This window comes from Ruminiclostridium hungatei (assembly GCF_002051585.1).
Taxonomy (GTDB): Bacteria; Bacillota; Clostridia; order Acetivibrionales; family DSM-1351; genus Ruminiclostridium; species Ruminiclostridium hungatei.
Genome location: NZ_MZGX01000012.1, coordinates 123648 through 138746, shown reverse-complemented (window position 1 = coordinate 138746; position 15099 = coordinate 123648). Strand labels below are relative to the sequence as shown.

Annotated in this window: 5 protein-coding genes; all 5 read right to left on the bottom strand. The window is 42.3% G+C overall.

The features are described from left to right. Positions 1-136: 136 nt before the first annotated feature. Positions 137-1093, bottom strand: coding sequence for a GDSL-type esterase/lipase family protein (locus CLHUN_RS10475; RefSeq protein ID WP_080064539.1), 957 nt, complete (start codon positions 1091-1093; stop codon positions 137-139). A 533-nt stretch (positions 1094-1626) separates the two neighbouring features. Continuing rightward, on the bottom strand, positions 1627-2091 hold the full coding sequence (locus tag CLHUN_RS10470; RefSeq protein ID WP_080064538.1) for a hypothetical protein: 465 nt from the start codon (positions 2089-2091) through the stop codon (positions 1627-1629). Positions 2092-2673: 582 nt separating this feature from the next. Then, a complete protein-coding gene (locus CLHUN_RS10465; RefSeq protein ID WP_340148332.1) occupies positions 2674-6054 on the bottom strand; it encodes an endo-1,4-beta-xylanase in 3381 nt (1126 codons plus the stop codon). A gap of 530 nt (positions 6055-6584) precedes the next feature. After that, positions 6585-11456: an endo-1,4-beta-xylanase gene (locus CLHUN_RS10460; RefSeq protein WP_080064537.1), complete on the bottom strand. Its 4872-nt coding sequence runs from the start codon at positions 11454-11456 to the stop codon at positions 6585-6587. A gap of 452 nt (positions 11457-11908) precedes the next feature. Next, positions 11909-15082 carry an endo-1,4-beta-xylanase gene (locus CLHUN_RS10455; RefSeq protein ID WP_080064545.1) on the bottom strand — a complete coding sequence of 1058 codons (3174 nt, stop codon included), beginning with the start codon at positions 15080-15082 and terminating at the stop codon, positions 11909-11911. Positions 15083-15099: the final 17 nt, after the last annotated feature.

Here is a 15099-nt window from a genome sequence, read left to right as displayed (position 1 = left end):
ATATAAATGTATGTACGGACCAGCTATTCTCCTCTCCGGAAAGCAAAATCAAAGCCGTTTAAAAATAAAGGCTCCCTTTTGCGGGAGCCTTTTAAGATATTAATCAAAAACATTATATTCATTATAAATCAAAGCATTATTTTGACAGGTCATTGCTTATGGCCTTGTACCACACATCCGCCATCTTGTCATAGCCTGTTCTGTTTGGATGCACGCCATCTGCCAGATCCGCGGTTGTGAGTGCACTGTACATGTCAACCATATATACCGGCTTTCCCTGGCTGACTTTGCTTTGAACAATACCAGGAATTTTACTGTTGTAATCCTTGACCTTGTTGTTCAGATCACCCATTCCCAACGGAACGATTGTCGCCACATACAGCTTGCCTCCTGCCGGAAGCTTGGCACAAATCTTGTCAATCAGGGTTCCCAGTCTGGCAGGTGCATTTGCCAGATCAGTATTTTGAGCCACATCATTTGTACCTATGTGAAGCAGCACAATTTTAGGCTTATAGGTTGTCATCCAGGAATTGATATTGGTGTCCAATTGGTCGATTCTCCAGCCGGAGTGTCCTTCATGATTTTTATCCCCAAGTTCTGCCGGACCGTTTGACAAAGACCCTACAAAGTCCACTTTCTGCCCGTTGTCGGTGATGCTTTTCCACAATTTGATGCGGTAACCTCCCGGCACGACCAGGCCGTCGGTTATTGAATCACCTAAGGGCATTATCACAGTCGGTGTGCTTGGCTGAGGATTTTTCGGGAATTTTGCAATAAGCCCCAACAGGTATTGCTTCATTAAAGACAGGTCAAGTGCGGATATTTGCCCATCCCCGTCCAGGTCGGCAGCATACAGGTCATCCTGTACCGGAAGATCGGTGATGGTGCCGAGAAGTACCTGCTTCATTAACGAATTATCCAGAGCATCAATGGACCCATCTCCATTCAGATCTCCAATCAAACCTGCTTCAGCCGCAGTTGCAGCCGCACCCTGAGTGATGCCCTGTTCCTGGGTAAAGCAGGTCAGACTCATACTGAAGCACACACTAAAGAAAACGATTATGGATAGTATTCTTTTTCTCATGTTAAGCATTCTTGAATTACCTCCTGATAATTATTAGCAATTTCAAAGGAGCTTGCGTTTAATTCCTTGTATAAGTGTTATCTTCCCTTCCTTTCTTACTATCTTACCCGACTCTGATACTATGGACTATCATTAACCGCCAATCAGAATCAAGTAAATATGTATGTTTGAAGAAGTTATTATGATATACTCCTTTTTTATTATTTGATTTAATTATTCCATATTATACAATTTATTACAATAGAAATGGTTAAATCCCCACTACTCCTTTTTATTGTCGGCGGAGACCAGCACCATCTGAAAAAACAAAAACCTCAATAAGTAGTATATATTACTATCTATCGAGGTCTTGGTTATCCCCACCCCTCAATATAAAATGGCTGGGGGCAGGAATCGATTTTTACTGAGGTTCGTCATCTCCTTATGTCTGGTATGCCGTAGTGTTATGATGGCACCACCGCTTTAAAATGGTAAGCGGGAAATTCTATCTTTATACACACTGACTGCAGAATCATTATAATTACTATAAATTATTAATTATGTCAATACGAAATATATAAATAGTATCTTCCATCTTTTTCTTTTGTAATAAATGCCCATACCTGATGAGGATATATGCCCCCAAACAACTTTTTTTCGTCAATAAAGTTCATATATCCAACATCAATATCCTCTATATTTAAATCCCACCATTGGCAAGTACCTTTAAAATTTGGAATTTGAGCGATATCACTTTTTGACATGGTTTGACCAAAAAAGCGCACATCCAGTTGACTTTTTAAATCAATCAATGTTTTTTCTTCAATTAGTATTTTTGCTTTAAAGTAACCACCATCATTATTATAATGATAATTTACAGTGCTTGATGTAGAAGGTAACCTGATTTTTAATTTATCCTCAATTACATTTCGTGGTCTGCTTTGCAGCGTAAAATAAATTACTAATACTACACAAAGTAAAACTATTATACTTATCACTATAAAAATATACTTTTTCTGTTGTAACATAGCTATTATCCTCCCTACCTCATTTTATCAAGCATCTGACTCAAAGTAAGTTTCTTCCCCAAGTCACCTGACGTTGTTACTTTACCATCTGCGTATTGATAAATTATCCACCCTTTATTTTTTCTCGTACTTCCAGGTTGCACATTAGTTCTTATTTTTAATTTTTCTTACTTGCTAAATTTTTTATATACTTTATAACAAATACATGTAATGCTACAATTACCACAATCCCAGTAAATTGTATAAAAGAATCCCTTATAATTTTCTTATTATACTATATTATTACATGATAATATATATTTTAAGAAACTGTAAACCTGTGTATATCATGCCCTTCATCCTATATTTGAAGATTGACAAGTTGAAAATTTTTTTAATTGCCTATAATAAAAAACTGCCCCAAAACAAGTGATTGTTTTAAAGGCAGTCTATTAAAAATCTCAATTCCTTAACTTTATATTTATGTGTATAAAAGGCAATACAGTTGCAATTTCACCGCGGCTAATCACCGGCATATCCAAAATCACATCACTGCAGTTGCTTTTCCCTACCCCGGAGGCACTACTATAGTTACGTGCCTGCCTAGGGATTTTTCGGGAACTTTGTAATAAGTCCCAACAGGTATTGCTTTATTAAAGACAGATCCAGTGCAGTTATTTGCCCATCCCCGTCCAGGTCGGCAGCATACAGGTCATCCTGGACCGGAAGATCAGTAACTAATCCCAGCAGCACCTGCTTCATTAAGGCATTATCCAGGGCATCAATTGAACCGTCTCCATTCAAATCTCCAATAATAGCTGCTTGGGAGTTTTTCCCAACGAGAGTGAGCACGCCATATACCGAAGTATCCTGATACCCATTGCCCGTTATATCATTCCAGATGGCGGCACTTTGACGTGCACCGTCTTTTGCATCGTTAACCTGCACATCGAAGCCTATGACTCTATCCTCCTCAGGACTTATGCTTTTGAAAGGTATTTTCATTTCAACTGTATAGTTTGTACCGGAAACCTTTGTTGCAGATACAAAACCTGCAGCAATTCCTGCCGGGTTAAAGGAGGTCTCGTTGTCAAAGTTCACCCTGTATTGTCCGTCGTCCTCCTGGTAGAAGGAGGTCTTCCCATTATTTTCATCCACAAAAACTTCTACCGAATCCTGTTCATAAGTGTTTGCACTGCTTTTGTCCAGTTGTGAATCGCTTACCTGAACCAGAATGTAAAGATTTTCATCATCCCAGAGAGCTTTCGCTATTCCCGTGGCACCTTGCCAGGCCATCTGGAACTGGTTTACGGGTATCTCGGAGGCACTGCTCCAGACGGGGTCAACAGTTCCGTCAATCACGGGAGTTGCATATTTTGCAGTGCCCTTCCTTGCATCCTGTGGTGTAGTAGGCAAATGCTCCGCCATATACTTGTCAGGATCAATCACACCATAGTAGGCCGGTTTTGCCTGCAGATCCTTGTCAAATATGAGGGGATTTGTTGAAGCTCTCCAGCTAGTACCGTCATCCAAACCCCAGATAGTTACTCTGCCTATATTTGCGGCGTGTTCTCTGAAAATTTTAAAGAGCTGTGCATATAAATAGCCCTGTGCCTCCGCAAGCTTTTCCGAGAGCTGATAATTGCTCCCTGTCTGTATGTCAAGCTCGGTTATGCTTACCTCTACGCCCAGAGAAATAAAGCTCTCCAGCGACGACTTGACATTTGCGGGATTAGTATTGACCATGTAATGTCCCTGCATTCCAACCCCATCAATCAAAAGCTTGCCAGGGTGATTTTTCTGGTAATTGGTATTTATTTCATGAACCATGTTGTATACTGCCTTGGACTTGTTTTGATTATCCAGATTATAATCATTATAATAAAGCCTGATATCCCAGTCGGGATGCTCGTCCAGTACTTCCCTTGCAGCCAGGAAGGCCTGTTCGACATAATCCGCTCCGATGGCCTGATACCACGGGGCTTGCCTCAAGGAAGCCTTCCAGTCGGAAGGTGTCTGAGGATTATCGTTAATAGCTTCATTCACCACATCCCATGAAATAACCTTGTTTCCGAAATGCTCTACAACTGTTTTTATATGAGTTTTCAAATTATCAAGGGCCTCTTCACGTCCAAGAGGGATTGTATTTCCACCGGCATCTTCGGTTGTGTTCATCCAAGCTGGTGACTGCTGATGCCATACCAGAGTATGACCATGCATTTTCAGCCCTTCTGCCAGTGTCTTGTCAATAAGCTTGTCTGCATCGGTAAAGGTAAAGACTCCTTTTGTACGCTGCAACGCATCAGGTTTCATAGCATTTCCGGCGGTAGCGGCATTGAAGTGCTTCTTTAAAAGCTCAAGCCTTACACCTTGCATATCCTCTACAGAAACAACGTTTCCAATGAGAAAATCATCCTGATAAACATCCTTGATAGGCGTCAAATCCTGTATTTCAATAGGTCCTGACCCTGTACCTGTAAAGCTGATATCGTCAATATAAAAAGCTGCTGTGGCGTTATTTGAACTTTCCACATATATTGTAAGATATTCGTCTGCTACATTATTGTAGCGGTATGTACCTTCATACTTTACCCAGCCGTCACTGCTGCTGATTGTCTTGGCTGCCAGGCTCACATATGAAGCACCGCTTCCATTGCCCACCTGGGTGGAAAGCTGGAGCTGTGAACTGGCAGGCTCTATTAATTTGACCCATGCAGTAATTTTATATTCGCTGCCCTGATCTATATATTTTTCTACGTGCAGGGAAGGCCCATGCCAGGTGCTGGTTCTTCCTTCAACCTTTAAGGATAATGCTCCTCCTGTTGTATGGTTCTCCTCATCTGTAACAGTTAAGGTCTCTGTTCCCGCTCTTCCTGCAAACCCGCCGGAGGTCCCGTCTTCAAAGGTGATTGGGGCAAAAGGCACTGCAGGAGGCCTGGGTGGATTATTACCGTCATCAATAACCTGCTCGGTAATTAATATATCACCTATATAAAAAGGTACTGTCGCGCCGGTATCATTTGACTGGATACGCAGTTTTTCATCCTTGTCTGTATCAACCGTATAGGTGCCCTTCAGAGTAAAAGCTGCTCCAGCGGTAAAATTGGCACCTGCCAGCCAGGAATAGCTGCCTATCGTCTGAAGAAAGGCTTGCGCCCCGTCAGGTACTGTCACATCTGAATCCACATAGCCTTTTACTGTGACAGTATAGGTTTTCCCGTTCTCCAGCTTTAAAGCACTAAAGCTGAAATCGGCTGCATCCCAGTTGTTGGCTCTATTGCTTACATACAGGGCAGCCCCGTCGTTATTTCCCTCAAAGGCCTTGCCGGTTACCTGTGTGAGGGTAGCTCCGCCTGACTGTATTGCCGCCCCCTTACCTGCTGAAAAGGTTTCGTGATATACTTCCTTATCAATAACCGTGCCTGAGGTCTTGTCACCGGTAATCAGTATATCTCCGATATAAAAAGGAACTGCAGCTCCCGTATCATTTGATTGCACACGTATTCTGTCATCCTTTGCAGTATCCACCGTATACGTTCCTGTCAGGGTAAAAGCACCGCCGGCGGTCAAATCCGCACCTGCCAGCCAGGAATAACTGCTTACAGTCTGAAGGAAGGCCTGTGCGCCTGCAGGCACCTCTGCTTCGGTATCCACATAGCCCTTTACTGTGACAGTATAGGTTTTTCCGTTCTCCAGCTTCAAAGCACTGAAGCTGAAATCGGCTGCATCCCAGTTGTTGGCTCTATTGCTTACATACAAGGCAGCCCCGTCGCTATTTCCCTCAAAGGCCTTGCCGGTTACCTGGGTGAGAGTGGCTCCGCCTGACTGTGCTGCTATTCCTGTCCCGTTTGCAAATGTTTCATGATATACTGTAGCTGTCTCGGCATTTGCCACGCTGGAAAAAGGTATTAATGAAATCAGCAGGCATAACACTAAAACTACCGATATTGTCCTTCTAAAATTTCCTGTAATAGTACTGCTCAAATTGTACCGCCTCCTTAATTTATCGACTGTATTTTTATAAGTATTGCTAAAATCTGACTACCTTTGACTGTCAAAATCCTTTTACTGATTATTGCAGGTCCGCAGCCAAACCAACCCGCCCGTTCTGATATCAACAGGTAAGAAATCATATCTTTTTATTTGGTGTTTTAATAGGGATACCCACTGATAACTGCTGCGGATAAAATATAAAAGGGTTATTACTGCAATAAATCTATTTCAGAGTGATGCTATAGGAAATACGTAATAAAAGAGTTTTTATGTCCATTAATGTCCTATTTTAATGAATTCCTATATAAATTAAATATAAAATATAATACAGAGCTTGTCAACCATTATTTTACTTATAAATCTTTTAAAGTAAACTATGTAAATATTTTCTATTAAATGCAATTCTATACCACACGCGGAACGTGTGGTATAGATAAAAAAAGGCGCTGCCTCCGGTCACAATTCTTGTGCCGGAGGCAGCGCTCTTTTTTTATGCTATATATCCATTAATATATTTTGCCTTATCTGCTCAGAACAGAATACAGTATATCTGCAAGTTCTTCCCTGACGCAGTCTGCATTTGGGTTATTGAAGGTTTTTTCGTCCTCTTTCACAACTCCTGTTTCAACCAGTTTCTTAATAGAGTTTACTGACCATTTAGCCAGTTTACTGCTGTTCTTTAAAGCCGGCTGGTCTTTTGCAGGGCTTGCTGCAGCCGGGAACTCTCCCAGGTAGTTTATCATGTTGTGCAGCATTACATACAGCATTTCCTTGGTTACGGGAGTATCGGCAGCCAGTCTGTTATTTCCAACGCCGCTGGTCATGCCTATTTCCTTTGCTTTCGCATAGTAACCTGCAAATTCACCTGTGGCATCGGAGAAATTATCCTTAATATTTTCCGAGGGTTTAATGTTATATGCCTTCAAAAACATTACTATGGCTTCTCCGCGTGTAACCGCATGCTTTGCATCAAAGCTTGCCCCGGCAATGATATCTCTGGCTCCAAGATATGTAGCCGCAGCATAATAGCTGTCTGTGGTCTTCACATCCTCAAAACCCACCTTGTTATATCCTACGGCAAACTTTGAAAAATGTGTTGTCTTGAGCTCGACATATCCATTGTTGTAGGTTCCTCTTACAGGAATCAGATTATTTTTGCCGTCAAGCCAGTACGCCACGATTGCATTTGGATCTTCATTGTTTGAAATAGCATATGGTATTCTTGCGGTTACTATTCCAGCCTTGAAATCGGATACGGTCTTGCCGCCGCTGGTAACAGTAAATTCATATACCGGACGCTGAGCAATTTTCTCTGCGGCAGCCGCAGGTAATTTTGCAACATCGGCAGGTGCCAGTTTTACAACTTTTATTTCGGTTTCACCCGTTCCGGCCTTTGAAATCGTTTCAATGGTTTTGCTGTCAAATACAATTTCATAATCGGCTGAAACTACCTTAAGTGAAGCATCCTTATCTGCCTTAATTATTTTAGACAGGGTATCTCCGGGAAGCTTAAGGGTGGCACCGCTCACCTTTGCAAAAGTATCCAGCTTCAGTGTAACCACCGGCTTTTCCTCTGTTTTCTTGACAGTTTCAATGTTCTTCAGAATGTCTTCTACCACTTTATCAGTAACATTGACGGTAGCACTGCCGTCAGCGTTTACTGTAACGGGCACGCTGACACTTATTACCGATTTGTCGTCAGTGCTGTTTGAATTATTGTTGCTGCTGTTGTTATTTGTGTTGTTATTTCCGGTATTGTTGTCCGTTCCGGAGCCGGGCTTACCTGTAAGGGTGATTTCTCCATATACGGAGGTGTCCTGATACCCGCTGCCGGTAAGATCATTCCATGCCGCAGCACTTTGGCGGGAACCATCCTTTGCATCATTAATCTGAACATCAAAGCCAATTTTTTTATTATTTGCTGGTGTTACGGATTTAAACGGTAGCTTCATCTCTACAGTATAATTTGTTCCTGAAGTACTGGTTGCAGATTCAAAACCTACCCTGCTTGAAGGATTAAAGGTAGCTTCATTTTCAAAGCTAACCCTGAACTGCCCGTCATCCTCCTGATAGAAGGAAGTTTTTCCGTTGTTTTCGTCAAAAAAGACTTCGACTGAATCCTGCTGCCAGGCATCAGCGCTGGTTTTATCCAATTGCGCATCACTTACCTGAACAAGGACATAGAGATTGCTGTCGTCCCAGAGGACCTTTGCAGTGCCTGTTGCACCCTGCCAGGCCATCTGATACTGGTTTACAGGCAGTGACTGTGCGCTGCTCCATACAGAGTCTACCGTTCCGTCAACTGTAGGAGTGGCGTATATGGCATTCCCCTTTTTTGCCCCCTCAGGAGTTGTTGGTGTATGCTCCGCCATATATTTATCAGGATCAATTACCCCGTAATATGCGGGCTTTGCCTGAAGGTCCTTATCAAACAACAGAGGATTTGCCGATGATCTCCAGCTTGTGGCGTCATCCGTTCCCCAGATAGTTACACGTGCTATATTGGCGGCATGGGCCTTGAAGATTTTAAATAACTGGGCATATAGGTACCCTTGTGCATCTGCCAGCTTTTCTGGGAGCACGGAGTTGCTTCCGGCCTGGATATCCAGCTCTGTGATGCTTATTTCAACGCCCAGGGATATAAATCTCTCCAGAGACAGTTTAACATTTTCCGGATTGGTAGTTACTACGTAATGCGCCTGCATACCGACTCCGTCAATAAGAAGCTCGCCGGGATGAGTCTCAGCATACCTGTCATTAATATCTTTTACCATGTTGTATATTGCTTGGGATTTGCTTTGATTATCTTCATTGTAGTCATTGTAATAGAGCTTAATATCCCAGCCTTTTTCGTCAAGAACCTCCTGCGCCGCTAAAAAGGCCTGTTCAACGTAATCAGGTCCGATAGCGTTATACCAGGTGCTCTTGCGCAGGGATGCCTGCCAGTCACTTGGATTTGGAGGATTATCATCAATGGCTTCATTCACAACATCCCATGAGATTACCTTATCCCCAAAGTGTTCCATTACAGTCTTTATATGAGTCCTCAGATTTCCAAGAGCTTCCTCTCGTGACAGTGCCACACCGCCGGTGGTAGTATTCATCCACGCCGGTGACTGCTGGTGCCATACCAGCACGTGACCATGTACCAGCATTCCTTCGGAAATCATTTTGTCAACCAAAGTATCGGCAGCAGTAAAGGTGAAATTTCCTTTAGTGGGCTGCAAATCTCCCGGCTTCATGGCATTTCCTGCTGTGACTGCATTATGATGCTTTTTGAGAAACTGCAGCCTGACGCCGCTAAGGTCCTCAGCAGCAACTGCATTACCTATCAAGAAATCATCCTTATATACATCCTTTATAGAAGGTATGTCCTCTTGTATTTCAATTGGACCTGAACTTGTTTTTACGAAGCTTATATCATCAATGTAGAAGGAAGCTGTGGCATTATTTGAGCTTTCAACATATATAGTCAGGTAGCCGCTTGATGTATTATTGTAACGATATGTACCCTCATATTTTACCCATCCGTCGCTGGTGCTGATTGTTTTGCCCATAAGAGTGACATATGCCGCACTACCTCCATTTCCAACCTGTGTTGAAAGCTGAAGCTGGACACTTGAGGGAGTTATTACCTTAACCCATGCAGTGACTTTGTATTCATTGCCCTGATCTACATATTTAACCACACTTAATGAAGGTCCATGCCAGGTTTGATTTCTGCCTTCAACCTTTAATGAAAGTGCACCGCCTGTGGTATGGTTTGCTTCATTTGTTACAGTAAGAGTCTCAGCTCCACCTCTGGGAACAAAACCTCCGGCAGCATTGTCCTCAAAATCTATAGTTGTAAATGGTATTGCTGGATCTTTTGGCTCCTCCGGAGTAGGTTCTGTATCACCACCGTCAGTAGTTTCAGTAGTAATCAGTATATCCCCGATATAGAATGAAACATTCTTCCCTACACTATTGTCAGATTCAATACGTAAAGCTGTATCCTTACTGGTGTCAACAGTGTACGTCCCTGTTAATGTAAAAGCTTCCCCTGCTTCAAAATCAGCAGATGACACCATGGCATAACTGTCTATAGCCTGTATCCAGGCCTGCGCTCCTGAAGGTATTGTTTCATCTGTGTCAACATAGCCTGTTACTTTTATCGTATAAGTTTTACCATTTACCATGCCAACATCAGCAAATTTGATGTCAACGCCGTCCCAGTTATTTATTCTGCCACTTATATACATGGCCTTGCCGTCGTCATTACCGGTGAAAGTCTTATCTACCAGTGTCAAACTTGCATTTCCGGCCTTGGTAACTTTCATAATCTCATCTGCAAAATCCTCATGGTAAAGTTCTTGAGTAACTGTTTCTGTTTCCTTATCAGTTTCAATAAGTATATCCCCGATATAGAATGAAACATTCTTCCCTACACTATTGTCAGATTCAATACGTAAAGCTGTATCCTTACTGGTGTCAACAGTGTACGTCCCTGTTAATGTAAAAGCTTCCCCTGCTTCAAAATCAGCAGATGACACCATGGTATAACTGTCTACAGCCTGTATCCAGGCCTGCGCTCCTGAAGGTATTGTTTCATCTGTGTCAACATAGCCTGTTACTTTTATCGTATAAGTTTTACCATTTACCATGCCAACATCAGTAAATTTGATGTCAACGCCGTCCCAGTTATTTATTCTGCCACTTACATACATGGCCTTGCCGTCGTCATTACCTGTGAAAGCCTTATCTACCAGTGTCAAACTTGCATTTCCGGCCTTGGTAACTTTCATATTCTCATCTGCAAAATCCTCATGGTAAAGTTCTTGAGTAACTGTTTCTGTTTCCTTATCAGTTTCAATAAGTATATCCCCGATATAGAATGAAACATTCTTCCCTACACTATTGTCAGATTCAATACGTAAAGCTGTATCCTTACTGGTGTCAACAGTGTACGTTCCTGTTAATGTAAAAGCTTCCCCTGCTTCAAAATCAGCAGATGACACCATGGCATAACTGTCTATAGCCTGTATCCAGGCCTGCGCTCCTGAAGGTATTGTTTCATCTGTGTCAACATAGCCTGTCACTTTTATCGTATAAGTTTTACCATTTGTCATGCCAACATCAGCAAATTTGATGTCAACGCCGTCCCAGTTATTTGTTCTGCCGCTTACATACATGGCCTTGCCGTCGTCATTACCTGTGAAAGCCTTATCTACCAGTGTTAAACTTGCATTTCCGGCCTTGGTAACTTTCATAATCTCATCTGCAAAGTCCTCATGGTAAACCGTAACCGTCGCAGCTTTTACTACGCTGTTAATCGGCATTAATGTGAATACCAGGCACAGCACCAGTAATAACGCAACTGATTTTCTGAAATTACTTACAATCGTACTACTCAAATAACTCGCCTCCTTTAAATTATCCTCTATATACTAACGTATAAAAATACGATAGTTTCCGCTTTCAGGTACGCATACCCGCGTTTTTAGTTTACATAATATCTAGCACAATATGAAGTAAACCAATTTTTATATGTTTTTTTATTTTTCAGGTTGATTAACTAAGGATGCAAACATGAAGTCATTTTTATACTCGGAAATTAATTTTACCAAAATATAAGACTGCTGCGTTGATTATAGTTGATATAAGTCAATATAAAAAAGAAGTAATGCATTGAATAATTGCTCTTATATTACGCCGTATTAGCTTGAAACAACTGTGTTGAATATCAAATGTATACTGCAGCAGTGGCCGCCTGCCGCCGTATTTCTTAATATGGCGGCCGCTGCTGACAGCTTTATCTTACATTATCTTCCTTTATAACAGGTTAATGCTGCGTTAATTACAGATATTACTTTTTACCTGTGAGAGTAATCACACCGTAAACAGATGTATCCTGATAGCCGTTTCCGGTTGTATCGTTCCAGGTAGCCACACTCTGGCGTGCACCGTTCTTACCGTCATTGATCTGTACATCAAAACCAAGCTTTTTATTGTTGCTTCCGGTTATGGTTTTGAAAGGTATCTTCATTTCCACGGTATAGCTTGTACCTGATACTTTAACTGCCGATACAAAACCTTTTGAAATACTTGACGGATTAAAGGTTTTCTCGTTCTTGAAGTTTACCCTGTACTGGCCGTCATCCCCCTGATAGAAGGAAGTCTTGCCATTATTTTCATCAAGAAATACCTCTACAGAATCCTGTTCCCATGCATTTGCGCTCTTCTTATCAAGCTGTGCATCACTGACCTGGATCAGGACATAAAGGTTCTTGCTGTCCCAGAGAACCTTTGCGGTTCCGTTGGCTCCCTGCCATGCCATCTGATACTGGTTTACCGGAATAGAAGCCGCATTTTTCCATACTGCATCTATTGTTCCGTCTATTTTAGGCGTAGCATATTTTGCTGTTGAAGTCCTGGCATTTGCAGGCGTGGTAGGCTTATGCTCCTTCATGAATTTATCGGGATTGACCACACCGTAATATGCCGGCTTTGCCTGCAGGTTCTTATCAAACAGCAGAGGATTTGTGGAGGATCTCCAGCTTGTACCGTCGTCCATTCCCCAAACTGTAATACGTGCTATACTCTTGGCATGAGCCTTGAAGATCTTGAACAACTGTGCATACAAGTAGCCCTGTGCATCAGAAAGCTTGTCGGTGAGTTTGAAATCACTTCCTGCCTGAACATCAAGCTCTGTAATACTTACTTCCACACCTAAAGAAATAAATCTTTCCAAAGACAACTGCACATTTGTGGGGTTGGTAGAAATGTTGTAATGTCCCTGCATGCCAATACCGTCAATAAGCAGCTTGCCCTTATGGGTTTTCTTGTATCTGTCATTTATTTCCTTAACCATGTTGTAAACTGCCTTGGATTTATTCTGGTTATCAAGGTTGTAATCATTATAATACAACTTGATATTCCAGTCGGGATGCTTGTCAAGGACTTCTCTGGCAGCTAAAAATGCCTGTTCCACATAATCGGAACCTACAGCTTTGTACCATGGGCTCTGGCGTAACGAGTTCTTCCAATTTGCAGGATTTACAGGATTATCGTTCATTGCCTCATTCACTACATCCCATGAAATGACTTTCTTTCCAAAGTGTTCTACGACAGTCTTAATATGAGTCTTCAAATTTGTAAGGGCCTCTTGACGTCCCAGATATACAGTCTGTCCTTTTGCATCGGTCTTTGTATTCATCCAGGCCGGTGACTGCTGATGCCATACCAGGGTATGTCCGTGCATCTTGAGTCCTTCCGCCAGCACCTTGTCAACAAGTTTATCAGCTTCATCAAAAGTGAAGGTACCCTTTGTACGCTGGAGGGCATCAGGCTTCATGGCATTTCCTGCAGTTGCAACATTGAAATGCTTCTTCAAAAGATCAAGCCTTACTCCTTCAAGATCTTCAGAAGATACGGCATTTCCTATCAGGAAGTCTTTGCTGTAAACATCCTTTATAGGGGTTAAGTCCTTCTGAATGGAAATCTGGCCGGAGCCTGTGTTTTCAAAGCTGATATCGTCAATATAGAAAGACGCGGTAGCATTGTTTGAACTTTCAATATATATTGTAAGATATTCGCTGGAAACATTGTTGTAGCGATAAGTACCCTCGTACTTAACCCAACCGTCAGTAGTATTTATGGTTTTTGCCGAAAGATTTATGTAATTTGCACTGCCGCCGTTTCCAACCTGAGTTGAAAGCTGAAGCTGTGTGCTGGCAGGTTCTATAAGCTTCACCCATGCAGTAATCTTGTACTCGCTGCCCTGGTCTATATATTTTTCAACATGCAATGACGGACCATGCCAGGTGCTTGCTCTTCCCTGGACCTTTAATGCATAAGAGCCTTTGTCAGTGTGATTGGCTTCCTTTGTAACTGTCAAGGTTTCAGTACCGGCTCTGCCTGTAAAGCCGCCTGCAGTATTGTCCTCAAAAGTTATGGCCTTAAAGGTCTCAGCGGCAGGTTTGTCAGAATCATTGCCAGTGCCGGCCGGTACAGTTTCAGTAATGAGAATATCCCCTGCATAGAAGGGAACGGTTTTTCCGTTGTCATTGGACTGAATCCTTAACTTTGAGTCCTTGGAGGTATCTACTGTGTATTTTCCTGTCAGGGTAAATGCTTTCCCCGCAGCAAAATCAGCGCTGGCAAGCCATGCATAACTGTCTACGGCCTGAAGATAGGCCTGGGCTCCTGCCGGTACTTTTTCATTGGAATCCACATAACCTTTAACAGTTATATTGTAGGTTTTTCCGTTCACCAAACCAATATCACTGAATTTAAAATCAGCCGCATCCCAATTATTTGCTCTTTTGCTTATGTACAAGGCTTTTCCGTCGGTGTTTCCGTCAAAAGACTTGTCACCGGCAGCAGAAAGACTTGCTCCCCCTGCCTGCACGGCCTTTCCAACTCCACTTGCAAAGGTTTCATGATATATTTCCTTCTCAGAAGCAGCTCCGGCTGAACTTTCAGCGGCTGCTTTTTCACTGGTTATCAGTATGTCACCTATGTAGAATGGAACAGTTTTTCCGTTATCATTGGACTGAACTCTTAATTTTGAATCCTTTGAAGTATCAACTGTGTATTTTCCAGTCAGGGTAAATGCCTTACCGGCGGCAAAATCCGAGCCTGCCAGCCACGCATAGCTATCCACGGTCTGAAGGTAGGCCTGAGCTCCTGCCGGTACTTTTTCATTGGAATCCACATAACCTATAACCGTTATAGTATAGGTTTTTCCATTTACAAGACCTATATCGCTGAATTTGAAGTCAGCGGCATCCCAGTTGTTTGCTCTCTTGCTCACATATAAAGCTTTTCCGTCGGAATTTCCTTCAAAAATTTTCTGAGAAACAGCGGTCAAGCTGGCGCCTCCGGACTGTGCAGCCTTTCCGGCACCATCTGCAAAGGATTCATGATAAACAGTATCAGTTTCAGCCTTAACAAAATTTGTTAAGGGCACAATTGAAAAAAATAAGGCAAGCGTCAGCAGTAACGCAATACCCTTTCTCCAATTTAAAAACTTACTAATTTTCAAATCAAATCGCC